The following is a 24,058-nucleotide window of genomic DNA, read 5'->3' as shown; positions in this document are numbered from 1 at the left end:
GAAGTGAAGAAGACCACTCCTTCGTGGAGTCCTCGGGCGGGGTGCGTACTGTCGTACTCATGAGTACGACAGGTGCGACCGCTGATCCGCTCGCGGCCCTGGGTTCGCTGCCCGGGGTGGCCGAGTCCGTGGAGTCCGTGCGCAAGGCCGTGGACCGGGTCTACGGGCACCGGGTCATGCGGCGCCGCAGCAATGCCGTCACCTCGGAGGCCGCGCTGCGCGCCGCCCGGGGCAGCGCCGCGCTGTCCGGTGCCGACTGGGCGCTGGAGGAGGTGCGGCGGCGTTCCGACTTCGGTGTGGACGACGACGCGCGCGTGGTGGGCGCGGCCCTGCGGCTGACCGCGGAGGCGGGCCAACTGCTCTCCATCTGGAGGCAGTCGCCGCTGCGGGTGCTGGCCCGGCTGCACCTGGTGGCGGCCGCGACCGGTGACGACGAGGTCGGCCGGCCGCGCCGGGCCGGCGAGGGCGTCGACGAGCCGCTGGTGGAACTGCCGCTGCCGGACGCCGACGAGGTGTCGGGGCGCCTGGAGGGGCTCGCCGAGCTGGTCGTCGCGGGGGGCGGGGCGCCCGCACTGGTGACGGCCGCCGTGGTGCACGGCGAACTGCTCGCGCTGCGGCCCTTCACCTCGTGCAACGGGCTGGTCGCGCGCGCGGCCGAGCGGATCGTGCTGATCGGCAGCGGCCTCGACCCCAAGGCGATCTGCCCCGCCGAGGTCGGCCACGCCGAACTGGGCCGCGCCTCCTACCTGGCGGCCCTGGACGGCTATGTCTCCGGCACTCCGGAAGGGATGGCGGCCTGGATCGCGCACTGCGGGCGCGCGGTGGAACTCGGCGTGCGCGAGTCGACGGCGGTGTGCGAGGCGCTGCAGCGCGGGGCGGCGTAGGGCCTGGGCGGAAGGCCGCGCGGGGATTCGGTCGCGCGGGGCTCAGGCCACGCGGGGCTCCGGAAAAGGGTTGCGGCGGTACGAGTTCTCGTACCGCCGCTGGCATGCTCACCGGGTTACCAAGCGTCCTCGATATGTCGCCCATCAGGTCGGGTGCTTTGCCCGTCACCTGGTGCGGCTGGCCCGTAATCGACGGGTCGACGTCGCGTGGGTGCCCAGTGTCCATGCTGGGTCCGTGGGGCCAAATGCGTTTTAAAGGTGATCCTCTCGGATGTCCTTTGGTCTCGCGGGCCGCTAACCCCTTTGTACTGCAAGCCCGGAGCAAGCGGAAGCCCTGCCTGCAGTTCTTTACTTTTAGGTTCAAAGACGCACTAAAGGGGCGTCGGTTCAGGCGACCGTGCTCCGGCGTCGGCTCGCGTACCAGACCAGGCCCGCGGTGGCGGCCGCCGCTCCTATGGCCGCCGCGGCGACCAGGGCCGGGCGCGGGGGCGTGGAGATCCGCTGCTTGAGCCGTACCGGCCGGTGGAAGTCCAGGATCGGCCAGCCTTGGGCGAGCGCCTCGCGGCGCAGTGCGCGGTCCGGGTTCACGGCGTGCGGATGCCCGACGGCCTGGAGCATCGGCACGTCGGTCGCCGAGTCGCTGTAGGCGTAGCAGCGGTCCAGGTCGTACCCCTCGGAGGCGGCCAGCTCCCGGACGGCCTCGGCCTTGGTCGGGCCGTACGCGTAGTACTCCACCTCGCCGGTGTAGCAGCCGTCGTCGCCGACGACCATGCGGGTGGCCACCACCCGGTCCGCACCCAGGAGTTCGCCGATCGGCTCGACCACCTCGGCGCCCGAGGTGGAGACGATGACGACGTCCCGGCCGGCCTGGTGGTGCTCCTCGATGAGGGAGGCGGCCTCGTCGTAGATGATCGGGTCGATCAGGTCGTGCAGGGTCTCGGCGACGATCTCCTTGACCTGCTGGACATTCCAGCCACGGACGAGGCCGGACAGGTAGGCGCGCGTGCGCTCCATCTGGTCGTGGTCCATACCGCCGAGCAGGAACACGAACTGGGAGTACGCGTTGCGCAGCGCCGCCCTGCGGTTGATCAGGCCGCCTTGGTAGAACGACTTGCTGAAGGTGAGCGTGCTCGACTTCGCAATGACCGTCTTGTCCAGGTCAAAGAAGGCCGCTGTGCGAGGCAAGGAGTGGTTTTCCACGACCCCGAGCATAGGCGCCCACCATTCGGCGTAAGGTGGGGCGCGTGGGTTTGCCTGAGAGGGCTCTCGGGTACACCATGGAAGTCACGGATCGTTCGCGACCGTGCTAACCCGGTCCGGCTCCTCCCCCCCCGAGTCGGCCGTGGAGACGACCCCCACTCTCCCCCCCGGTGGGGGTCGTCGCATGTCCGGACGGGTTTTTCCCCTCTCTCGCAGGCCGTGAGGCCTTCATCGGGCGGCCTCGGCCGCCCTTTTCGTTTGCCCATGATCCGTCACGGCGGGTAGTCGCAGCGCTGCGCTGTGGAAGCCGCGCAGGGCCCGGAACGGGCCTCACCGGTAGGGGCGACAGCGATATTCACAACCATCGGGTTGTCCACAGTTTTGGACCAAGATCCACACGATTTCCGGGTTCGCTGCACCGTGATTCCAGCGCGCTCCGGCGGCGGCGAGTTCATGGCCGGTTCCGTTTGTCGGGCGCCAATGGCCGGTTTCTGTCGGCCGTGCATATGGAGGCCGCTTGCCGGCTCTCCGCACGTTTGGGAATCGCGTGGCCGCAGGGGCCATGCGGAAGAACGCAGCCAAGGGGGAAGCTCACGTGGCCGGAACTGTCACCCAGGATCCGCCGTCCGCCGCCTCGGGACGGCCCGGACGCCCGATGATCGTCACCGAGGACGCCGAACTCCTCGACGACCTGCTGCGCCTGTGCGCGGCGGCCGGCGCCAAACCGGAGGTCCACCACCGCCCGCCGGAACGCGGCGGCGGCTGGGAGTCCGCCCCGCTCGTCCTGGTCGGCGACGACGCCGCGCGGCGGGTGCGGGGCGCCGCACGCCGGCGCGGGGTGGTGCTGGTCGGCCTCGACCAGGACGACCCCGACGTGTGGAAACGGGCCGTGGAGATCGGCGCGGACCACGTCCTGATGCTGCCCGACGGCGAGCAGTGGCTCGTGGACCGGATCGCCGATGTCGTGGAGGGCGTGGGCCGCCCGGCCCTCACCGTCGGCGTCATCGGCGGCCGTGGCGGGGCCGGTGCCTCCACACTGGCCTGCGCGCTCGCCGTCACCTCCGCGCGGGAGGGACTGCGCACCCTGCTCGTGGACGCGGATCCGCTGGGCGGCGGAATCGACGTACTCCTCGGCGGCGAGACGGCCGAGGGCCTGCGCTGGCCCGCCTTTGCCGCCTCGCGTGGCCGGCTGGGCAGCGGAGCCCTGGAGGAGTCGCTGCCCGAACTGCACTCGCTGCGGATTCTCAGCTGGGACCGGGGCGACTGCGTGGCGATCCCGCCGCCCGCCGTCCGCGCGGTGCTCGCGGCCGCCCGGCGGCGCGGCGGCACGGTCGTCGTCGACCTGCCGCGCCGCCTGGACGACGAGGTCGCCGAGGTCCTCACCCAGCTCGACCTCGCCGTCCTGGTGGTTCCCGCCGAACTCCGTGCCATCGCGGCGGCCGGACGGGTCGCGGCCACCGTCGGCATGGTCGTACGCGATCTCAGGGTGGCGGTACGGGGGCCGTACGCGCCGGGGCTGGACGACCGCGAGGTGGCCCGGCTGCTCGGCCTGCCGCTGGCCGGCGAAGTACCCGCCGAACCCGGCCTGTCCCGTCCGAGCCGGAAACCGCCGGGGTCCGTCGCACGCGGACCGCTGGCCCGCTTCTGCAAGGGCTTCTGGGAGCGCACGCTGGTCGAGGCGGGGGGCGCCGTATGAGGCCCGGCACCGTGGGCGCGGACGGCCCGGCCCTGCTCGACGGGGTACGGCGCTGGCTTGCCGAGAGCGGCGCCGAACCGACACCCGCGCGGGTGGCGCAGGCGCTGCGCGAACAGGGCCGGGTCCTCGGCGACGCCGAAGTCCTCGGCGCGGCCGAGCGACTGCGCTCGGAACTGGTCGGCAGCGGCCCCCTGGAGCCGCTGCTGGCCGACCCCACGGTCACCGATGTCCTGGTGACCGCCCCGGACCGGGTCTGGGTGGACCGCGGCGGCGGTCTGGAACTCACCCGGGTCGCCTTCCCGGACGCCGCGGCGGTACGACGCCTCGCGCAGCGGCTGGCCGCGGTGGCCGGCCGGCGCCTGGACGACGCGCGGCCCTGGGCGGACGCCCGGCTGCCCGACGGCACCCGCCTGCACGCGGTGCTGCCCCCGGTGGCCATCGGCTGCACCTGCCTGTCCCTGCGGGTGGTCCGGCCCCGGGCGTTCACGCTCGGCGAACTGGTCGCGGCCGGGACCGTGCCCCCGGGCGGCGACCGGATCCTGCGGGCGCTCATCGCGGCCCGGCTCTCCTTCCTGGTCAGCGGGGGCACCGGCACCGGCAAGACGACCCTGCTGAGCGCGCTGCTCGGCCTGGTCGGACCGGGGGAGCGGATCGTGCTCGCCGAGGACTCGGCGGAGCTCAGGCCCGAACACCCGCATGTCGTAAGGCTGGAGACCAGACCCGCCAACCAGGAGGGCGCCGGCCTCGTCACCCTGGAGGACCTGGTCCGCCAGGCCCTGCGGATGCGGCCCGACCGGCTTGTCGTCGGCGAGGTCCGCGGGCCCGAGGTGGTCCACCTGCTTGCCGCGCTCAACACCGGCCACGAGGGCGGCTGCGGCACCGTGCACGCCAACGCGGCCGCGGACGTACCGGCCCGCCTGGAAGCCCTCGGCACAGCCGCCGGGCTCGACCGGGCCGCCCTGCACAGCCAGCTGGCCGCCGCACTGTCGGTGGTGCTGCACCTCGTCCGGGACCACGCGGGCCGGCGACGGATCGCCGAGGTCCATGTCCTGGAGCGGGACCCCTCCGGGCTGGTGCGGACGGTACCGGCGCTGCGCTGGGAGGCGGAGGCGTTCGCCCGGGAGCCGGGGTGGGAGCGGCTGCGGGGGCTGCTCCGGAGCTCGGACTGACGAGTGACGTGGGTGAGCTGTGAGCTCCCAGGTGACCGACTGATTCCGTCTGAAGTGACCTCAGTGATCAATGAGTTGAAAGGGACATGTGTGATGGGTGAGACGACGGTCGGTGCGGCCGTGGTGTGCGGTGGGGTCATGGCCTGGCTCCTGGCCGAGCGGCAGCGCGAGGTACGGCGGACACGGCTGCTGCTCGCCGGCGGCGGGGTGGTGGCCACCGGGCCGCCCCCCTGGGAGCAGGCGCTCGGGGAACTGCGGCGGCTGCGTGGCCGTTGGCGGGGTGAGTGGTGGGCCCTGGCCGCCGGCGTCGCGCTAGCGCTCCTCGCCGCCTCGGTCCTGCCGGTCCTCGCGGGGGCGGCCGGGGTGCCGGTGCTGCGCCGGGTGCGGCTGGCCCGGCAGGCGCGGCGGACCCGGCAGGCGCGCGCCGATGCGGTGATCGCGCTGTGCGGGGCGCTCGCAGGCGAGGTGCGCGCGGGACGGCAGCCGGGCGAGGCACTGTTGCGGGCCGCGCGGGACTCCGGTGGGCTCGGCGAGGCCCAGCCTGCCGTGGTCGCGGCGGCACGCTTCGGCGGGGACGTGCAGGGCGCGCTGGTGGTGGCGGCGCGGCAGCCGGGCGCCGAGGGCCTGTTGGGGCTCGCGGCCTGCTGGCGGGTGGCCGTCGACCAGGGCGCCGGGCTCGCGGCGGGCCTCGACCGCCTGGAGGCCGCCCTGCGCGCGGAGCGGGACCAGCGTGCCGATCTGCGCGCCCAGTTGTCGGGCGCCCGGGCCACCACGGTGATGCTCGCCGCCCTGCCCGCCCTCGGTCTCCTGCTCGGTTCCGCCATGGGCGCCGATCCGCTGCGGGTGCTGCTGCACACGGGGGCCGGACTGGGCTGCCTGGTCGTCGGCGCGGTGTTCGAAGGCGCCGGGATGTGGTGGGCGGCCCGGATCGTGCGGGGAGCTGAGGCGGCATGAGCGCCGAAGTTGTCCACAGGCTGGGGGTGATGGTCGCGGCGCTGGCGGCCCTGGGCTGGTCGGCATGGTGGCTGGAGCGGGCCAGGCGCAGGCGCTGGGCCCGGCGGAAAGCGGCCGAACTGCTCGGCCTGGAGCGGGCGGAGAGGGACTCCGACATCAGCGGAGCCGTCCGCAGGTGGCTGCCGGTCGCCGGTGTGGTGTGCGGCGGCTGGGTGCTGGTCGGCGGGGTCGTCGGAGCGCTGCTGGGGCTGGGCGTCGCGGTGGTGCTTTGGCGCTGGCGGGGCCGGGCGGGCGACGGAGGCCGGACGGCCGAGGTGGAGGCGGCCGAGGCCGCTCGCCAACTCCCGCTCGCCGCCGACCTCCTGGCGGCGTGCATCGCCGCCGGGGCCGGTCCGGTGGTGGCCGCCCAGGCCGTCGGAGAGGCCCTCGGCGGACCTGTCGGGGAAGGGCTGGCGCGGGGCGCCGCGGAGGTGCGGCTGGGCGGTGAACCCGCGGCTGCCTGGCGGCGGTTGGCCGTACTGCCGGGTGCCGCGGCACTGGCCCGGCTGCTGGAGCGTGCGGACGAGTCCGGGCTGCCGGCGGCCGCGCCCGTCGCCCGGCTCGCCTCGGACGCCCGCGCCGAATGGGCAAGAAGCGCGACCTCGCGGGCGCGGCGGGCGGCCGTACTGATCTCGGCGCCCGTGGGGCTGTGCTTTCTGCCCGCGTTCATCGCGATGGGCGTACTTCCCGTGGTGATCGGACTCGCGGGTGGGGTGCTGCGAGGGGGAGGCGGATGAAGGGCGCGACAGCGGGGCCGTCAACAGGAACTGAATTCAATTCGAAGCGAGTTCAAGGGAGTCGAGATGCGTGAGATGTGCTGGAAGATGTGGAAGCTGATGCGCCGGGACGCGGGAATGGTCACGTCCGAGTACGCGATGGGGATCATCGCCGCCGTCGGGTTCGCCGCGGTCCTCTACGCGGTCGTGACGAGCGGGCAGGTCAATGCGGAACTCCAGGCCATCGTGAAACGAGCCCTCAGTGCGCGGATGTGAGCGGGGGCGCGGGGCGGACCGGGGGTTCGTGACGGCGGAGGCGGCCGTGGTGCTGCCGGTGCTGGTGGCGTTCACGATGGCGCTGGTGTGGGGGCTGCTCGTGGTGGCCGCCCAGATCCGGTGCGTGGACGCCGCCCGCACCGGGGCGCGGGCGGCCGCGCGGCAGGACCCCGAGGACGCGGTGGTCGCGGTGACGAAGGAGGCGGCGCCGGCCGGGGCGACGGTGACGGTCGGCCGGGAGGGCGACGAGGTGCGGGTGACGGTGGTGGCGAGGCCGCCGGTGCTGGGCGCGTTGCCGTTCGAGGTACGGGAGTCGGCGGTCGCCTTGGCGGAGGGGCCGACAGAGGTGGGGCCGTGACGGGGCGACGGGCGGTCGTTCGGCTGCGGGTGCGTGGGGGCTGGTCGCGCTCACGCGGCGGAGCCGCAAATGTCACAGCCCCGCGCCCCTTTGGGGCGCGTTGCAGCGGGGCGCGTGATCAAGGCTCTGCCACTGTCTGGAGCGTCGGGGCGATCGCCGTCCTGTGCGTCGTATTCGGCATCGTCCTTGGGCTGGAACAGGCAGTAGTCGTCCGGCATCGTGCGGCGGGCGGTGCCGACCTGGCCGCGCTCGCCGCGGCGGACCACTGGGCCGAGGGGACTGCGGCGGCCTGCGCCCAGGCGGACCGGGTGGCACGGGCCCAAGACACGCGGCTGACGCGGTGCGTAGTCGTGGGGGACGTCTCGGATGTGACCGCGGCGTCAGGTGACGGGCCGTTCATGGCGGAGGTCCGGGCCAGAGCCGGCCCCGCTGCAACGCACCCCTGAAGGGGCGCGGGGCTGTGACATTTACGGCTCCGCCGCGTGGGCGCGACCAGCCCCCACCGACCCGCACTGACGCAACGGCCTATCCCGGCGCCCCCTTCAACAGCACCGTGAGGAGTCGCACAGCCCCCCGCTTGTGCAACGGCTCGTTCCCGTTCCCGCACTTGGGGGACTGGATGCACGACGGGCACCCGGCGTCGCACTCGCACGCGGCGATCGCCTCCCGGGTAGCCGTCAGCCACGTGCGGGCCGTGTGGAAGGCGCGCTCCGCGAAGCCCGCGCCGCCGGGGTGGCCGTCGTAGACGAAGACCGTCGGCAGGAGCGTGTCGGGGTGCAGCGGGATCGACACGCCGCCGATGTCCCAGCGGTCGCAGGTCGCGAAGAGCGGCAGCAGGCCGATGGAGGCGTGTTCGGCGGCGTGCAGGGCGCCGCCGAGGATCTCCGGGTTGATCCGGGCCTCGTCGAGCTGGTCCTCGGTGACGGTCCACCACACCGCGCGGGTGCGCAGCGTACGAGGAGGGAGGTCGAGTTTCGACTCGCCCAGGACCTCGCCGGTGATGAGCCGGCGGCGCAGGAAGGAGACCACTTGGTTGGTGACCTCGACGGAGCCGTAGCAGAGGCGGCCGTCGCCCCAGGGGACCTCGATGTCGGTCTCCAGGACGGAGATGGCCGTGGTGTCGCGGGCGACCGTGGAGTACGGCGGCTCGGCCTGCTCGACCAGGGCCACCGAGTCCTCCAGGTCGAGGGACCGCACGAGGTAGGTGCGGCCCTGGTGGAGGTGGACCGCGCCCTCGTGGACCGTGGAGTGGGCGGCGCTCGCGTCCACCGTGCCCAGCAGCCGCCCCGTCCCCGCCTCCACGACCTGCACCGGCCGGCCGCCCTCGCCGCGGATGTCGGTCAGCTCGGCGGCCCGCTCCCGGCGGGTCCAGTGCCAGGCCTTCGTCCGGCGGCGCAGCAGCTTCGCGGCCTCCAGCTGCGGGAGCAGCTCCTTGCAGGCGGGGCCGAAGAGGTCGAGGTCGTCGTCGGTGAGCGGGATCTCGGCCGCTGCGGCGCACAGGTGCGGGGCGAGGACGTAAGGGTTGTCGGGGTCGAGGACGGTGGACTCCACCGGTTGGTCGAACAGGGCCTCGGGATGATGGACCAGGAAGGTGTCCAGCGGGTCGTCGCGGGCGACCAGGACGGCGAGTGCGCCCTGCCCGGTGCGGCCCGCCCGGCCCGCCTGCTGCCACACAGAGGCCCTCGTACCGGGGTACCCGGCGATCAGTACGGCGTCCAGCCCGGAGACGTCCACACCCAGCTCCAGGGCCGTTGTGGCGGCAAGTCCGAGGAGCTCCCCGGAGTGCAGCGCGCGTTCCAGGGCGCGCCGCTCCTCGGGGAGGTAGCCGCCGCGATAGGCCGCGACACGCCGGGCGAGGGAACGGTCCACCTCGGCCAGCCGTTCCTGGGTGATGACGGAGATCAGCTCCGCCCCGCGTCTGGAGCGCACGAAGGCGACCGAGCGCACGCCCTGCACGGCGAGGTCGGTCAGCAGCTCGGCGGTCTCGGCGGTGGCGGTACGGCGGACGGGGGCGCCCTTCTCGCCGTGCAGCTCGGTCAGCGGCGGCTCCCAGAGGGCGAAGACCAGCTCGCCGCGCGGGGAGGCGTCGTCGGCGATCTCCACGACCGGCAGGCCGGTGAGACGCCCGGCGGCCACGGCCGGCTCGGCGGCGGTGGCGGAGGCCAGCAGGAAGACCGGGGAGGCGCCGTAGCGGGCGCACAGGCGGCGCAGCCGGCGCAGCACCTGGGCGACGTGCGAGCCGAAGACGCCCCGGTAGGTGTGGCACTCGTCGACCACGACGTACTTCAGCGACTTCAGGAAGGAGGACCAACGGGCGTGCCCGGGCAGGATCCCGCGGTGCAGCATGTCCGGGTTGGTGAGCACGTAGTTGGCGTACTGGCGGATCCACTCGCGTTCCTCGTACGGGGTGTCGCCGTCGTACACGGCCGGGCGCACGGCGTTGCCCAGCGGTTGTGAAAGTTCCTTCACCGAACGGCACTGGTCCGCTGCCAGCGCCTTGGTGGGCGCCAGGTAGAGGGCGGTGGCGCCGCGGCCGTTGGCGGCCTCGGAGCCGTCCAGAAGGGTGGACAGCACCGGTACGAGATAGGCCAGCGACTTGCCGGAGGCGGTGCCGGTGGCGACGACGACCGAATCGCCGTCCAGGGCGTGCTCGGCGGCCAGCGCCTGGTGCTCCCAGGGATGCTCGATGCCGCACTCCTGCACGGCCGCCACGACCTCCGAGCGAATCCGGTCAGGCCAGACGGCATGCCGACCCGCACGCGGGGGCAAGTGCTCCGTATGAGTGATGCGCGAAGCCCGGCTCGGCCCGGAGGCGAGCCGGTCCAGGACCGTGCCCGGGGAGAACCCGGACGCGGCCGGAACCGAGGGCCGATCGGATCGGTGATTTATGGCCATCGGGACCGAGTGTGTCACTGGAGTGACGGACAATGGGGCCAAGGCGTCGTGCACGCCTGCCGGTAAGTGATTGAATGCCATCGCGGCTGGCGAAGCGTCCCTGGGACTGCAAGCCGAGGTGTCCCGAGGGGCGACCGCTCGATAGCAAGGTGCTGGAGGATCCGTGGACCTGTCCCTGTCGACCCGTACCGTCGGCGATCGTACGGTCGTCGAGGTCGGTGGCGAAATCGACGTATATACCGCGCCCAAGCTGCGCGAGCAGCTGGTCGAGCTGGTGAACGACGGCAATTTCCACCTCGTCGTCGACATGGAGGGCGTGGACTTCCTCGACTCCACCGGGCTCGGCGTGCTGGTCGGCGGCCTGAAGCGGGTGCGTGCCCATGAGGGCTCGCTCCGCCTGGTCTGCAACCAGGAGCGCATTCTGAAGATCTTCCGTATCACCGGCCTCACCAAGGTGTTCCCGATCCACACCTCGGTCGAGGAAGCGGTGGCGGCCACCGACTGACCCCGGGCCGGCCGACGTACCCCGGACCGCCGATCGGTCCGTGCCGTCAGGCCGGCCCTCGGCAGGGGCCCGTACGCGCTGTACGGACGCCCGTGCCACCCCCGCCCGTCAGGGCCCGCATGCCCGTGCCGGAAGCCGCGCACGGGCCGCAGTGCCCGCGGCGCACGCAATTCATCGGGGGGTCCGGGTTCTTCGGCGACCCGGCCCCCTACCGCACGCCCGTAGTTCCGAGGGGGACGTATGGCCACCGTTGAACTCCGCTTCAGCGCGCTGCCCGAGCACGTCCGCACCGCCCGACTGGTGGCGGCCGCGGTGGCTCGCAGGGCCGGAGTGGACGAGGCCGTCCTGGACGAGGTCCGGCTGGCCGTCGGCGAGGCCTGTTCCCGCGCGGTGGGTCTGCATCAGGCCGCCGGCATCACCGAGCCGGTACGGGTGGCGCTGATCGAGGAGGAGAAGCAGTTCTCCATCGAGGTCGGCGACGAGGCACCCCGTTCCGCTCCCGGTGACCGGGCCTCCGGTGGCACGGCGGACGCGGACGTGGACACCGAGGAGGACGAGATGGGCCTCGCGGTCATCAGCGGCCTCGTCGACGACGTGGAGGTCACCGCCGGGGAGCACGGCGGGCTGATCCGCATGACCTGGCCGACGACCCCGCCCGGAGTCGCGCTCACCTGACGGCCACCCCGTCCGTGTACCGAAGGGCCCCACCGAGTGGGGCCCTTCGGCATGTCCGCGCCACCTGCGGCCGGTCGTACCGGTCGTACCTGCCGTACCGGTCGTACAGTGATCTGGTGCGATGGATTTAGTGAATTCATTCACGATCAATCGGGTGATAATTCGATCAAGTAAACGCCGCCGTCAATGCTTTTAGGGCATTACTGCTTTCGGGTTCGTCCGCGTGACCTCGATCATTTGCTGAAGAGCACGAGAAGGCCAATTCCGCTTACCGTCCCCTGTTTAGATCACTCGCGGGTACCTACAATCCGTCCACATCTTGAGCTCAGTCCAAGCGTCAAGGAGGACGAATGGCGGGGCTTTCTACCCCTCATCAGTTGGGCCACTCCACAACCTTCGCAGCCGCAGTACTGACCGACGACAACCGGGTCCTGGTGGCGGTCATCGCCGCCGTGGCGCTGGCCGCGCTCGTGGTCGCCTGGATCCTGGTGCGCCAGGTACTCGCGGCCGGCGAGGGCACGGACAGCATGAAGAAGATCGCGGGGGCGGTCCAGGAAGGCGCCAACGCCTATCTGGGCCGGCAGTTGCGCACGCTCGGCGTATTCGCCGTCGTGGTGTTCTTCCTGCTCCTGTTGCTGCCCGCGGACGACTGGAATCAGCGCGCCGGACGTTCGATCTTCTTCTTGATCGGCGCGGCCTTCTCGGCGACCACCGGTTATATCGGCATGTGGCTCGCCGTACGCAGCAATGTGCGCGTCGCCGCGGCGGCCCGCGAAGCCACTCCGGCGGCAGGCGAGCCGGAAAAGGATCTCACCGCCGTCTCGCACAAAGCCATGAAGATCGCTTTCCGCACGGGCGGCGTCGTCGGCATGTTCACGGTGGGGCTCGGCCTGCTCGGCGCCTCCTGTGTGGTGCTGGTGTACGCGGCCGATGCGCCGAAGGTGCTCGAAGGCTTCGGTCTCGGGGCCGCCCTGATCGCCATGTTCATGCGTGTCGGCGGCGGCATCTTCACCAAGGCCGCCGACGTCGGCGCCGACCTGGTCGGCAAGGTCGAGCAGGGCATTCCGGAGGACGACCCGCGCAATGCCGCGACCATCGCCGACAACGTGGGCGACAACGTCGGCGACTGCGCGGGCATGGCGGCCGACCTCTTCGAGTCGTACGCCGTGACCCTGGTCGCCGCGCTGATCCTCGGCAAGGCGGCGTTCGGCGACTCCGGACTGGCGTTCCCGCTCCTGGTACCTGCCATCGGGGTGCTCACCGCGATGATCGGCATCTTCGCGGTCGCCCCCCGCCGCAGCGACCGCAGCGGCATGAGCGCCATCAACCGCGGCTTCTTCATCTCCGCGGTGATCTCGCTCGTGCTCGTCGCGATCGCGGTCTTCGTCTACCTGCCCGGGAAGTACGCGGACCTGCACGGCATCTCCGACGCGGCCATCCGGGCCAAGGACGGCGATCCGCGGATCCTCGCGCTCGTCGCGGTCGCCATCGGCATCCTGCTCGCGGCCGTCATCCAGCAGCTGACCGGCTACTTCACCGAGACCAACCGGCGTCCGGTCATGGACATCGGCAAGACCTCGCTGACCGGCCCGGCCACCGTGGTCCTCGCCGGTATCTCGATCGGCCTGGAATCGGCCGTCTACACCGCTCTGCTGATCGGCCTCGGCGTCTACGGCGCGTTCCTGCTCGGCGGTACATCGATCATGCTCGCGCTGTTCGCGGTGGCGCTGGCCGGCACCGGCCTGCTCACCACGGTCGGCGTCATCGTCGCCATGGACACCTTCGGGCCGGTCTCCGACAACGCCCAGGGCATCGCCGAGATGTCCGGGGACGTCCAGGGCGCGGGCGCACAGGTGCTCACCAACCTGGACGCCGTCGGCAACACCACCAAGGCCATCACCAAGGGCATCGCCATCGCCACCGCCGTCCTCGCGGCGTCGGCGCTCTTCGGGTCGTACCGGGACGCGATCACCACGAACGTGCAGGACGTGGGCGCGAAACTCACCGGTGCGGGTGCCCCGTTGACCCTGTCCATGGACATCTCGCAGCCCAACAACCTCGTCGGCCTCATCGCCGGCGCGGCGGTCGTGTTCCTCTTCTCCGGACTGGCCATCAGCGCCGTGTCGCGGTCGGCGGGTTCGGTGGTCTACGAGGTGCGGCGGCAGTTCCGCGAGCACCCCGGGATCATGGACTACACGGAGCAGCCCGAGTACGGCAAGGTCGTCGACATCTGCACCAAGGACGCCCTGCGCGAGCTGGCCACGCCGGGACTGCTCGCCGTGATGGCGCCCATCTTCATCGGGTTCACGCTCGGCGTCGGAGCGCTCGGCTCGTACCTCGCGGGCGCGATCGGCGCGGGCACCCTGATGGCGGTGTTCCTGGCCAACTCCGGTGGCGCCTGGGACAACGCCAAGAAGCTCGTCGAGGACGGCCACCACGGCGGCAAGGGCAGCGAGGCCCATGCCGCCACGGTGATCGGCGACACGGTCGGCGACCCCTTCAAGGACACCGCGGGACCCGCGATCAACCCGCTGCTCAAGGTCATGAACCTGGTTTCCCTGCTCATCGCACCCGCGGTGATCAAGTTCTCCTACGGCCATGACAAGAGCGTCGGCGTGCGGATCCTGGTCGCGGTCCTCGCGCTGGCCGTGATCGTCGGCGCGGTGTACGTCTCCAAGCGGCGCGGTATCGCCGTCGGCGACGACGAGGACAGTGCCGAACGCGTGGCCAAGCCGGCCGATCCCGCGGTGGTTTCGTAGGCGGTCTTACGACGCCCACCGGGGCCCTCGCGAGGGGGACCGGTCAACGAGCGGGCGGATGGCGTGTGCTGACACGCCGTCCGCCCGTTTCGTACGCCGAGGCGCTCGCCGCCTGTCGTGCGCCGGAGTGTGCCGGGGTGCGCTCGGGGGCGGGGATGTGCGCGTCGTCTCGTCGTGAGCCTTCTCTCTCTTGGCGCAAAAGTGCTCAAAAGCTCACTTAATGGGTGCTTCCATGAGGGTGCTGTCCGTCCGCCGTGTAGATTCCGGGGGCCGAGAGCATGGAAGGGACCGATCCGGTGAACAAGAAGCTCGCGGCCGCACTGTCCGGCGGTGCGGTACTGGTACTGGCGCTGTCCGGGTGCAGCAGCAACAAGGGCACCGACCCCAAGCTGATCGCGTGGGCCAAGACCGTCTGTGACGCGGTGCCGGCGCAGGACGCGAAGATCAAGGCGGCGAACGAGGCGATCTCCACGACGGCCTCGGACACCACGAGTTCGGCCGCGACCATTCAGAAGACCGACTCCCAGGCCTTCCAGGACATGTCCGACGGCTACAAGGCGCTCGCCGCGGCCATCAGCAGCGCCGGCGCGCCCCCCGGGGTCGACGACGGCGCCAAGCGCCAGCAGAACGTCGTCACGACCCTCAACAGCCTCTCCGCGTCCTACGCCGACCTGAAGAAGAAGGTCGACGCGCTCGACACCAAGGACCAGGCGAAGTTCGCCTCCGGCCTGCAGGACGTCGCCTCGCAGACGACGCAACTGGAGGCGCAGAGCAAGAGCGGCACCGCGGCTCTGAACGCCCTGGAGCAGGGCGAGGTCAAGGACGCGATCGCCGAACAGGCCAGCTGCAAGAAGGTCTCGGCGACGACGGATCCCGCGTCGACACCCGCGTCGGGATCGACGCCGTCTTCGTCCTCGTCCTCGTCGACCGCGGGCTGAGGCCGGGGCTGCTGAGCCTCGCAGGGGCAGGGGCAGGGGCAGGGGTAGGGGCAGGGGCCAGGCGCGGAGCCGGCGCTGTGCGCTGAGGCCCGGCGCCGGAGCCCGGTGGTCCGGGGCCGTGTGCCGAGTCCGTCCGGCTGAGCAGAACCTGGCGGGTGGTTGAGCGGAGTCCGGTGGGTTGAGCAGAGCCTGGCGGGTTGAGCGGAGTCCGGCCGTCCGGGCCCGTGTGCTGAGCCCGCGGGCGGGCGGCACCGCGGGCCACAATGGAGGGCGTGACTGACTCCGGCCTCGCCACTCTGCCCGCCTCCGACCGCCCCGACGTCGCCGCCCGGCTGCGCACCGCCCTGCTGGGCGCCTCCTTCACCGCCGACGGGCTGCTCGACCTGCTCGGCGCACCCGCGTACGCGGCGCTGGCCCGCAGTGAGACGGTGCCCGCGCTGCGGGCGACCCGCGGGGACACGCCCCTGGAGACGCTCGTCCGGCTGTTCCTGCTCCAGCAGCCCGTGCCGTACGCGCGCGTGGCCGGCGTTCTGCCCGCCGACGACCTCCTGGACAGCGGCTGGCTGACCCGCGTGGGCGGCGACGAGGTCGCGGCCACCGTGGACGTACGGCCGTACGGCGGGTCCGACGGCGAGGACTGGTTCATCGTGTCCGACCTCGGGTGTGCCGTCGGCGGTGCCGGCGGCATCGGCCGGCGGCACGAGGGTGTCGTCCTCGGGGTCGGCGGTGCGTCCACGACACTCGCCGGCATCACCGTCCGTACGCCCGTCGCCGCCGCCCTCGACCTCGGCACCGGCTCAGGGATCCAGGCGCTGCACGCCGCCCAGCACGCCACGCGCGTGACGGCGACCGACCTCAACCCCCGCGCGCTGCACATCACGGCGCTCACGCTGGCGCTCTCCGGCGCACCAGCGGCCGAACTGCGCGAGGGCTCGCTGTTCGAGCCGGTCAAGGAGGAGGAGACGTTCGATCTGATCGTGTCCAACCCGCCGTTCGTGATTTCTCCCGGCGCCCGGCTGACGTACCGGGACGGCGGGATGGGCGGGGACGATCTGTGCCGCTCGCTCGTTCAACAGGCCGGGGAGCGGCTGAACGAGGGCGGGTTCGCGCAGTTCCTCGCCAACTGGCAGCACGTCGCGGGGGAGGACTGGCAGGACAGGGTCAGCTCGTGGGTGCCGCGCGGCTGTGACGCGTGGATCGTGCAGCGCGAGGTGCAGGACGTCAATCAGTACGCCGAGCTGTGGCTCAGGGACTCCGGCGACCACCGCGGGGATCCGGCGGAGTACCAGGCGCAGTACGACGCGTGGCTCGACGAGTTCGAGGCGCGCAAGGTGAAGGGGGTGGGATTCGGCTGGATCACGCTGCGGAAGACGGGCGCCGCCGTGCCCTCGGTCACCGTGGAGGAGTGGCCGCATCCGATCGAACAGCCGCTCGGCGAGACCATCCGCGCGCACTTCGACCGCCTCGACTACCTCCGTGACCACGACGACGCGGATCTCCTCGAAGGCCACTTCAGGCTCGCCGTCGAGGTGGTCCAGGAGCAGGTCGGACTGCCCGGCGCCGAGGACCCGGAGCACGTGGTGCTGCGCCAGCACCGCGGGATGCGCCGCGCGACGAAGGTGGACACGGTGGGCGCCGGGTTCGCAGGGGTGTGCGACGGCACGCTGAGTGCGGGTCGGATTCTCGACGCCATCGCGCAACTGATGGGCGAGGACCCGGTGTTGCTGCGCGACCGCACGCCTGCGCAGATCCGGCTGCTGGTGGAGCAGGGGTTCCTGGAGCCGGCGGTCTGACGGACCGGAAGGCATGGCCGGCGGACCCGTGCCAGGACGTGCCGGAGTACCCGCGGGTACCCGTAGGGGTCCCTGGGAACCCGTAGGGACTTGACGGGTACTCGTGGGGACTCGTGGGGACACCCTTGGAAGGCCCGGCGAGCGTGCGGGAGAAGAGTCCCCAGGACACGCCGGAGAGGAAAAGGGCCGGAAAAATCTGGCCGGAACCTTCGCCCTCGGGTCCGCCCGTGGTCCGTCCGCGGTCCGTCGCCGGTCCGCCTCTAGTCCGTCGATCGGATGTTCGAGCGGCTTACGGCGGCCCGTTCACCTCGATTTCGCCCGTCGGCCTCCCGCCCGCCGCCCGTACGTGCCAGTCTCCGGGCGCTGGGCAGTCGCAGGCGGCAGGGAAGGGGTGCGCGGGCCATGGAGAGCGGACCGGCGATCTTCGCAGGGGTGGCGTTCGCCCTGTTCGGGGCTGCACTGCTGGTGTGGACCGGGACCCGGCTCAGGCGTGGCGAACCCGTCGCCCAGGGTGTGAGCCAGATCGCATCCGCGACCCTCGCGAGCCTCGCCTCGGTGATCGCGCTGGGCCTCGCGGCGTACTGCCTGACCCGCCTCTGAGCGCATCCCTCCGGTAATCGGAGCATCACGCTCCGGGCAGGGCCGGGAGAGCGGCCGGGGACTCCGGGCGGCAGGAATGGCGGTAGTCGGGTTACCGTTCGAGTGGCCGTTGTGAGCTTTTCCCGTTTGACACGGGGGCGGGATGTACCGTCACACTCCGCAGCGTCACCAAGTGAGCGGGCACCCGTGCCCGTGCCGCGACCCCGGGAGCAAGGCCTGGGGAGGCCCCAGCGTCGACCGGAGAGAAGAGCGAAGTTGTCCCCGACCAGCGAGACCGCACAGGGCGGCCGCCGACTCGTCATCGTCGAGTCGCCTGCCAAGGCGAAGACGATCAAGGGCTATCTGGGCCCCGGATACGTCGTCGAAGCGAGCGTCGGGCACATCCGTGACCTTCCCAACGGCGCCGCGGAGGTGCCCGAGAAGTACACCGGCGAGGTCCGGCGCCTCGGCGTGGACGTCGAGCACGACTTCGAACCGATCTATGTGGTCAACGCGGACAAGCGGGCCCAGGTCAAGAAGCTCAAGGACCTGCTGAAGGATTCCGACGAGCTCTACCTCGCCACCGATGAGGACCGCGAGGGCGAGGCGATCGCCTGGCACCTCCAGGAGGTGCTCAAGCCCAAGGTCCCGGTCAAGCGGATGGTCTTCCACGAGATCACCAAGTCCGCGATCCAGGCCGCCGTCGCCAACCCGCGCCAGCTCAACCAGAAGCTCGTCGACGCCCAGGAGACCCGCCGCATCCTCGACCGCCTCTACGGCTACGAGGTCTCGCCGGTCCTGTGGAAGAAGGTCATGCCGCGCCTGTCGGCCGGCCGTGTCCAGTCCGTGGCGACCCGGCTCGTGGTGGAGCGGGAGCGCGAGCGCATCGCGTTCCGTTCCGCCGAGTACTGGGACCTGACGGGCACCTTCGGGACCGGCCGGGCAGGTGACCCGAGCGATCCGTCGTCCCTGGTCGCCCGCCTCCAGGCCGTCGACGGCAGGCGCGTCGCCCAGGGCCGTGACTTCGACTCGCTCGGGCAGCTCAAGACCGCGAACACCCTCCACCTCGACGAGGCGAACGCCCGTGCCCTCGCCGCGGCCCTGGAGAACACCCGGTTCTCGGTCCGCTCGGTCGAGTCCAAGCCGTACCGCCGCTCGCCGTACGCCCCGTTCCGTACGACGACCCTCCAGCAGGAGGCCTCGCGCAAGCTCGGCTTCGGCGCGAAGGCCACCATGCAGGTGGCCCAGAAGCTGTACGAGAACGGCTACATCACGTACATGCGTACGGACTCCACGACGCTGAGCGACACCGCGATCGCGGCCGCCCGCGCCCAGGTCACGCAGCTGTACGGCGCCGACTACCTGCCCTCGGCCCCGCGGACGTACGCCGCGAAGGTCAAGAACGCGCAGGAGGCGCACGAGGCGATCCGCCCCTCGGGTGATCGTTTCCGCACGCCCGCCGAGACCGGCCTCACCGGTGACCAGTTCAAGCTCTACGAGCTGATCTGGAAGCGGACCGTCGCCTCCCAGATGAAGGACGCGACCGGCAACAGCGTCACGGTCAAGATCGGCGGCACCGCCGCCGACGGCCGGGACGTCGAGTTCAGCGCCTCCGGCAAGACGATCACCTTCCACGGCTTCCTCAAGGCCTACGTCGAGGGTGCCGACGACCCGAACGCCGAGCTGGACGACCGCGAGCGCCGGCTGCCCCAGGTCGCCCAGGGCGACGCGCTGTCCGCCGAGGAGATCACGGTCGACGGGCACGCCACCAAGCCCCCGGCCCGCTACACCGAGGCCTCGCTGGTCAAGGAGCTGGAAGAGCGCGAGATCGGCCGCCCGTCGACGTACGCGTCGATCATCGGCACGATCCTCGACCGCGGCTACGTCTTCAAGAAGGGCACGGCCCTCGTGCCGTCCTTCCTGTCCTTCGCCGTGGTCAACCTCCTGGAGAAGCACTTCGGCCGGCTGGTCGACTACGACTTCACCGCCCGGATGGAGGACGACCTCGACCGCATCGCCGCCGGGCAGGCCCAGGCGGTGCCGTGGCTGAAGCGCTTCTACTTCGGCGAGAGCGGCGAGGGCACGACCACGGGCGGCGCCGCCGACGCCGGCAACGGCGACGGGGACCACCTCGGCGGCCTCAAGGAACTGGTGACCGACCTGGGCGCGATCGACGCGCGCGAGGTGTCCTCGTTCCCGGTGGGCAACGACATCGTGCTCCGGGTCGGCCGCTACGGCCCGTACATCGAGCGCGGCGAGAAGGACTCCGAGGGCCATCAGCGCGCGGACGTGCCGGAGGACCTGGCCCCCGACGAGCTGTCCGTCGAGCTCGCGGAGGAACTGCTCGCCAAGCCGAGCGGCGACTTCGAGCTGGGCGCCGACCCGGAGACCGGCCACCAGATCATCGCCCGGGACGGCCGCTACGGCCCGTACGTCACCGAGGTGCTCCCCGAGGGCACCCCGAAGACCGGCAAGAACGCGGTCAAGCCGCGCACGGCGTCGCTCTTCAAGTCGATGGCCCTGGACACGGTCACCCTGGCGGACGCGCTCAAGTTGATGTCGCTGCCGCGCGTCGTCGGCACCGACGCCGAGGGCCAGGAGATCACCGCGCAGAACGGGCGCTACGGGCCGTACCTGAAGAAGGGCACGGACTCGCGCTCGCTCACCTCCGAGGACCAGCTCTTCACGATCACCCTCGAAGAGGCGCTCCAGATCTACTCCCAGCCCAAGCAGCGCGGCCGGGCCGCCGCCAAGCCGCCGCTGAAGGAGCTGGGCACCGACCCGGTCAGCGAGAAGCCGGTCGTGGTGAAGGACGGCCGCTTCGGGCCGTATGTCACCGACGGGGAGACCAACGCGACCCTGCGCTCCGACGACAGCGTCGAGACGATCACCCCGGAGCGCGGCTACGAGCTGCTCGCCGAGAAGCGGGCCAAGGCGCCCGCCAAGAAGACGGCGAAGAAGGCGCCCGCGAAGAAGACGGCGGCCGCCAAGAAGGCCACGCCGGCGAAGAAGACGGCGGCCAAGAAGACCGTCGCGAAGAAGACGACGACCACGGCGAAGACGGCGGCCAAGAAGACGACGGCCTCCCGGACGGCGACCGCGGAGGACTAGAACCGCGGACGACCAGAACCGCGGTGGACGACTGAAACGCGGAGGACCGAGAGGCCTGAGGCGCCTCCGGGCCCTCACATCGGCTTCGCATTGTGCACGCCCCGGCATCAACTTGGTGTCGGGGCGGGTGTACCTGTGGACGGTCGCGCCAGGCTGTCGGCGGCTGCCGATAGGCTGAAAGCATGACGCGAGCCGAGCAGGCAACGGCCCCCCCGACAGATCCGGACGACGCGCTGGTAGCGGATTCCCGCGAGCGCGCCGTCCGCTCGCTGCTGCGCCGACCCGAACTCAGGCGGTTGTGGAGCGCCCAGCTCGTGAGCGGGATCGGCGACAGCCTGGCATTGCTGGTGCTTGTCGTGCTCACGCTTCAGGCGGCAGTCGCCCAGAGCTCGTTCGGCGGCGGATACCGCGGTGCGGCGCTCGCGGTGGCGGTCGTCTTCGGGGTGCGCATTCTCGCCACTCTGCTCTTCGGCGCGGTCCTGCTGGGCCCGCTCACCGCGCTGACCGGGCAGGACGGCCCGCTCGACCGGCGCTGGACCATGGTCGGCGCCGACGGCCTGCGCACCGTCCTGCTGATCATCGCGCCCCTGTGGATCGACTGGACGCCGGCGAACGCCCTGACGCTCCTCCTGGTGACGGCCTTCGTCACCGGAGTCGCCGAGCGCTTCTGGACCGTCTGCCGGGAGAGCACGGCCCCCGCCCTGCTGCCCGCCCCGCCCCTGGAGGGCGCGACGGTACGACCGCTGCCCGACCACCTGGACGCCCTGCGCCGCCTGTCGCTGCGGACGACGTTCCTCGCGATCCCGCTCGCGGCCACCGCCCTGGTCGTCGCGTCGCTGGTCAACAACCTGCTGGGCACGGGCATCGCCTGGTTCGCCCAGCATCAGGCGGCCCTCGGGTCGTACGTGGCGGCGGGCCTGTTCGCCGCGTCCCTCTCGGTGCTGGTCTCCCTGGAGGTGCCCGGCACCCGCACCCCCCGCGCGCGGTCCCCGCTGGAGGGCCTGCGCCGCCCCAAGACAGCCGCCGGCACCGACCTGGGCCGCACCGGCGCCATCCCGCTCCTGGTGCTGGCCTGCGCCGCGGTCGCCGGGGCGATCTCCGCAGCCGTCGCCGTCTCCGTGCTGCACGCCAAGGACCTGGGCGGCGGCCCGGTGCTGTACGGCCTGCTGGTGCTCGCCCTGACCGGCGGGGTCGCCGCCGGCATCCGTACGGCGCCCGCGCTGCTGCCGACGCTCTCCCGCCGCCGGCTGCTGTCGTTGGCGATCGCCTTCACCGGCATCGCGCTGCTGGCCGCAGGGCTCGTCCCGGACGTCACCACCGTGCTGCTGATCGTCGCGCTGGCCGGCATCGGCGCGGGCGTGGCCGCCAACACCGGGCACACCCTGCTCGACCAGGAGACCGAGGACTCCCGCCGGACGCGGACCACCGAGCACCTGCACGCGGTGGTCCGGGTCGCCATAGCGCTCGGCGCGCTGATCGCCCCCCTGGTGGCCGCGCTGATCGGGCCGCACCGGCTGGAGAACGGCAAGTTCGTGTTCGCGCACGGCGGCGCTGCCTTCACGCTGATGCTGGTCGGCGCGCTGCTGCTGCCGGTGGCCGCGCTGGTGCTCGCCAAGGTCGACGACCGCGCGGGTGTACCGCTCCGCCACGACCTGCGGGACGCACTGCTCGGCGGCGACGACCCGGCGCAGGCACCCACGGCCAGCGGTTTCTTCATCGCCCTGGAGGGCGGCGACGGCGCCGGCAAGTCCACCCAGGCCGAGGCCCTCGCCGAGTGGATCCGGGCCAAGGGCCACGAGGTCGTCCTCACCCGCGAGCCCGGCGCCACCCCGGTCGGCAAGCGGCTGCGCTCGATCCTCCTCGACGTCTCGTCCGCCGGTCTGTCGCACCGCGCGGAGGCCCTTCTCTACGCCGCCGACCGCGCGGAGCACGTCGACACCGTCGTCCGGCCCGCTCTGGAGCGCGGCGCGATCGTCATCTCCGACCGGTACATCGACTCCTCCGTCGCTTACCAGGGCGCGGGCCGCGACCTGTCCCCGACCGAGGTCGCCCGTATCAACCGCTGGGCGACCGCCGGACTCGTCCCGCATCTGACCGTCCTGCTGGACGTGGAGCCGGGGACCGCCCGCGAGCGGTTCACCGAGGCGCCCGACCGGCTGGAGTCGGAGCCCGCCGAGTTCCACGCGCGCGTGCGGGCCGGTTTCCTGACGCTGGCCGCCTCCGACCCCGGCCGCTACCTGGTGGTCGACGCCGGCCAGGAGCCCGAGGCCGTCACCACCGTCGTCCGGGCCCGGCTCGACACCGTGCTGCCGCTGTCCGAGGCCGAGGTCAAGGCCGCCGAGGAGGCGCGCAAGAAGGCCGAGGAGGAGGCCCGCCGCAAGGCCGAGGAAGAGGCCGCGCGCAAGGCCGAGGAGGAGCGCCTGGAGCGCGAGCGCCAGGAGCAGCTCGCCAAGCTGCGCGCCGAGGAGGAGGAGCGCAAGCGCCGCGAGCTGGAGGAGGCGCAGCGCCGCGAGGCCGAACGGCAGGCGGAGGAGGCCCGGCTGCGGGCCGAGGAGGCGCGTAGGCGGGCCGAGGAGGAGCAGGCCCGGCTGCTCGCCGAGGAGAAGGCCCGCGCGGAGGCCGAGGCCCGCCGCAAGGTCGAGGAGGAACAGCGCCGCAAGCAGGCCGAGGAGGAGGCCCGGCTGCGCGCCGAGGCCGAGGAACGGCGCCTGGAGAAGCAGCGCAAGGCCGAGGAGGCCCTGCTCAAGGCCGAGCAGGCGCGGCGCGCCGCGGCGGAGGCGGCGGCAGCGGCCGACGTGGCCGCCCAGCAGTCCGCCGCCCGGCAGCCGACGGCACCCGGCGTCACGCCGGAGGCGATGACCGTGCCGACGCCGGTGGTGAGGCCGGAGGCCGGGCGGGGCGGGTCGGAGGCCCGGGACGACGAGACGAAGGTGCTGCGCCCGGTGCGGGACGAGCGGGCGTCCGCGGCCCGGGAGCCCGACTCCGAGGTGACGGCGGAGCTGCCGCAGCCGCCGGTGCGGTCTGCGGGGGCGGCGGACGAGACGGCCGTACTGCCTCCCGTGGGCGCGGCCGACGAGACGGCCGTGCTGCCGCCGGTGCGGTCTGCGGGGGCGGCGGACGAGACCGCCGTGCTGCCTCCCGTGCGCGACGATGCCGCGGCTCCCACCGATGCCCCGGCGGACCGGATGCCGCCCGGCTTCTTCCGGGACGAGCGGGCGGGCGGGAACCCGGACGGCTCCGAGGGCCGCACCCGCGAGCTGCCGCAGGTCGAAGCCGAAGCCGAAGCCGACACCGACGGTCCGGCCCGGCGCCGGCGCCCCCGGCCCGACTGGGCCGAGGAGACCCCGCTGGACGACCTGCCGTCGCTGGCGGACGAGCTGCTGGGGTCGTACGAGGAGTCGGAGTACGACGACGAGCAGGGCCGTGGCAGAGGGCGCGGCCGGCGCGGCTGAGGGCTCTGGTGCGGGGGCGGCGCGGGCCGGGAGTATCGGCCGGTGCCGCCCCCGTTGTC

Annotated in this window: 17 protein-coding genes and 1 pseudogene; 16 read left to right on the top strand and 2 right to left on the bottom strand. The window is 72.4% G+C overall.

Annotated features, from left to right (window positions below; all coding sequences use genetic code 11):
• Window positions 1-59 precede the first annotated feature (59 nt).
• Entirely contained in the window at window positions 60-884 is an 825-nt protein-coding gene (locus ACFWPS_RS05110) for an oxidoreductase (RefSeq protein ID WP_383701111.1), read from the top strand.
• A gap of 387 nt (window positions 885-1,271) precedes the next feature.
• Here the strand turns inward: ACFWPS_RS05110 and ACFWPS_RS05105 are convergent, their stop codons facing one another.
• Window positions 1,272-2,096 (bottom strand): HAD family hydrolase, encoded by an 825-nt coding sequence (locus tag ACFWPS_RS05105; RefSeq protein WP_383701109.1) that lies wholly within the window; start codon window positions 2,094-2,096, stop codon window positions 1,272-1,274.
• Window positions 2,097-2,679: 583 nt separating this feature from the next.
• On the opposite strand from ACFWPS_RS05105, the gene ssd reads away from it, so the two are divergent.
• The 7 genes and pseudogenes from ssd to ACFWPS_RS05070 form a co-directional block, all read left to right on the top strand.
• Window positions 2,680-3,780, top strand: coding sequence for a septum site-determining protein Ssd (ssd, locus tag ACFWPS_RS05100; RefSeq protein ID WP_383701106.1), 1,101 nt, complete (start codon window positions 2,680-2,682; stop codon window positions 3,778-3,780).
• Window positions 3,777-4,949 carry a TadA family conjugal transfer-associated ATPase gene (locus ACFWPS_RS05095; protein ID WP_383701104.1) on the top strand — a complete coding sequence of 391 codons (1,173 nt, stop codon included), beginning with the start codon at window positions 3,777-3,779 and terminating at the stop codon, window positions 4,947-4,949. The genes ssd and ACFWPS_RS05095 overlap by 4 nt, the downstream gene beginning before the upstream one ends.
• Window positions 4,950-5,042: 93 nt before the next feature.
• Complete coding sequence (locus tag ACFWPS_RS05090; RefSeq protein WP_383701102.1) at window positions 5,043-5,903, top strand: type II secretion system F family protein; 861 nt, start codon at window positions 5,043-5,045, stop codon at window positions 5,901-5,903.
• Entirely contained in the window at window positions 5,900-6,679 is a 780-nt protein-coding gene (locus ACFWPS_RS05085) for a type II secretion system F family protein (RefSeq protein WP_383701099.1), read from the top strand. The genes ACFWPS_RS05090 and ACFWPS_RS05085 overlap by 4 nt, the downstream gene beginning before the upstream one ends.
• Window positions 6,680-6,745: 66 nt before the next feature.
• The gene (locus ACFWPS_RS05080) at window positions 6,746-6,934 is read left to right on the top strand and encodes a DUF4244 domain-containing protein (RefSeq protein ID WP_383701097.1); all 189 of its coding nucleotides are present in this window, start codon (window positions 6,746-6,748) and stop codon (window positions 6,932-6,934) included.
• 28 nt (window positions 6,935-6,962) lie between these two features.
• On the top strand, window positions 6,963-7,292 hold the full coding sequence (locus ACFWPS_RS05075; protein WP_383701094.1) for a TadE family type IV pilus minor pilin: 330 nt from the start codon (window positions 6,963-6,965) through the stop codon (window positions 7,290-7,292).
• Between the two features lie 113 nt (window positions 7,293-7,405).
• A pseudogene (locus ACFWPS_RS05070) lies at window positions 7,406-7,738 on the top strand (Rv3654c family TadE-like protein); the annotation flags it as partial.
• A gap of 79 nt (window positions 7,739-7,817) precedes the next feature.
• Here ACFWPS_RS05070 and ACFWPS_RS05065 read toward each other — a convergent pair.
• Entirely contained in the window at window positions 7,818-10,268 is a 2,451-nt protein-coding gene (locus ACFWPS_RS05065; RefSeq protein ID WP_383701091.1) for a DEAD/DEAH box helicase, read from the bottom strand.
• 82 nt (window positions 10,269-10,350) lie between these two features.
• Between ACFWPS_RS05065 and bldG the strand changes: the two genes are divergently transcribed.
• The 8 genes from bldG to tmk all read left to right on the top strand — a co-directional run bounded on the left by bldG (window position 10,351) and on the right by tmk (window position 23,999).
• Window positions 10,351-10,692 carry an anti-sigma factor antagonist BldG gene (gene bldG, locus ACFWPS_RS05060; protein ID WP_010986038.1) on the top strand — a complete coding sequence of 114 codons (342 nt, stop codon included), beginning with the start codon at window positions 10,351-10,353 and terminating at the stop codon, window positions 10,690-10,692.
• 240 nt (window positions 10,693-10,932) lie between these two features.
• On the top strand, window positions 10,933-11,367 hold the full coding sequence (locus tag ACFWPS_RS05055; protein WP_383701088.1) for an ATP-binding protein: 435 nt from the start codon (window positions 10,933-10,935) through the stop codon (window positions 11,365-11,367).
• Between the two features lie 350 nt (window positions 11,368-11,717).
• Window positions 11,718-14,126 (top strand): sodium-translocating pyrophosphatase, encoded by a 2,409-nt coding sequence (locus ACFWPS_RS05050; RefSeq protein WP_383701086.1) that lies wholly within the window; start codon window positions 11,718-11,720, stop codon window positions 14,124-14,126.
• Window positions 14,127-14,404: 278 nt separating this feature from the next.
• Window positions 14,405-15,064, top strand: coding sequence for a small secreted protein (locus tag ACFWPS_RS05045; protein ID WP_383701084.1), 660 nt, complete (start codon window positions 14,405-14,407; stop codon window positions 15,062-15,064).
• Window positions 15,065-15,327: 263 nt separating this feature from the next.
• Window positions 15,328-16,857 (top strand): methyltransferase, encoded by a 1,530-nt coding sequence (locus ACFWPS_RS05040; RefSeq protein WP_383701081.1) that lies wholly within the window; start codon window positions 15,328-15,330, stop codon window positions 16,855-16,857.
• Window positions 16,858-17,259: 402 nt separating this feature from the next.
• Window positions 17,260-17,457 (top strand): hypothetical protein, encoded by a 198-nt coding sequence (locus ACFWPS_RS05035; RefSeq protein ID WP_383701079.1) that lies wholly within the window; start codon window positions 17,260-17,262, stop codon window positions 17,455-17,457.
• Window positions 17,458-17,712: 255 nt separating this feature from the next.
• Window positions 17,713-20,547: a type I DNA topoisomerase gene (gene topA, locus ACFWPS_RS05030; RefSeq protein ID WP_383701076.1), complete on the top strand. Its 2,835-nt coding sequence runs from the start codon at window positions 17,713-17,715 to the stop codon at window positions 20,545-20,547.
• 182 nt (window positions 20,548-20,729) lie between these two features.
• Complete coding sequence (tmk, locus tag ACFWPS_RS05025) at window positions 20,730-23,999, top strand: dTMP kinase (RefSeq protein WP_383701073.1); 3,270 nt, start codon at window positions 20,730-20,732, stop codon at window positions 23,997-23,999.
• Window positions 24,000-24,058 lie beyond the last annotated feature (59 nt).

Origin of the sequence: Streptomyces sp. NPDC058457, from assembly GCF_042720695.1 — a bacterium.
Taxonomy (GTDB): Bacteria; Actinomycetota; Actinomycetes; order Streptomycetales; family Streptomycetaceae; genus Streptomyces.
Note: the sequence above shows the minus strand (reverse complement) of the source record. Positions and strands in the feature narration are given on the sequence as shown.

Coding starts and splice junctions, on each gene's coding strand:
- ACFWPS_RS05110 (WP_383701111.1), top strand. CDS start 60: ATGAGTACGACAGGTGCGACCGCTGATCCGCTCGCGGCCCTGGGTTCG.
- ACFWPS_RS05105 (WP_383701109.1), bottom strand. CDS start 2,096: ATGCTCGGGGTCGTGGAAAACCACTCCTTGCCTCGCACAGCGGCCTTC.
- ACFWPS_RS05095 (WP_383701104.1), top strand. CDS start 3,777: ATGAGGCCCGGCACCGTGGGCGCGGACGGCCCGGCCCTGCTCGACGGG.
- ACFWPS_RS05090 (WP_383701102.1), top strand. CDS start 5,043: ATGGGTGAGACGACGGTCGGTGCGGCCGTGGTGTGCGGTGGGGTCATG.
- ACFWPS_RS05085 (WP_383701099.1), top strand. CDS start 5,900: ATGAGCGCCGAAGTTGTCCACAGGCTGGGGGTGATGGTCGCGGCGCTG.
- ACFWPS_RS05080 (WP_383701097.1), top strand. CDS start 6,746: ATGCGTGAGATGTGCTGGAAGATGTGGAAGCTGATGCGCCGGGACGCG.
- ACFWPS_RS05065 (WP_383701091.1), bottom strand. CDS start 10,268: ATGGCATTCAATCACTTACCGGCAGGCGTGCACGACGCCTTGGCCCCA.
- ACFWPS_RS05055 (WP_383701088.1), top strand. CDS start 10,933: ATGGCCACCGTTGAACTCCGCTTCAGCGCGCTGCCCGAGCACGTCCGC.
- ACFWPS_RS05050 (WP_383701086.1), top strand. CDS start 11,718: ATGGCGGGGCTTTCTACCCCTCATCAGTTGGGCCACTCCACAACCTTC.
- ACFWPS_RS05045 (WP_383701084.1), top strand. CDS start 14,405: ATGGAAGGGACCGATCCGGTGAACAAGAAGCTCGCGGCCGCACTGTCC.
- ACFWPS_RS05040 (WP_383701081.1), top strand. CDS start 15,328: ATGGAGGGCGTGACTGACTCCGGCCTCGCCACTCTGCCCGCCTCCGAC.
- ACFWPS_RS05035 (WP_383701079.1), top strand. CDS start 17,260: ATGGAGAGCGGACCGGCGATCTTCGCAGGGGTGGCGTTCGCCCTGTTC.
- tmk (WP_383701073.1), top strand. CDS start 20,730: ATGACGCGAGCCGAGCAGGCAACGGCCCCCCCGACAGATCCGGACGAC.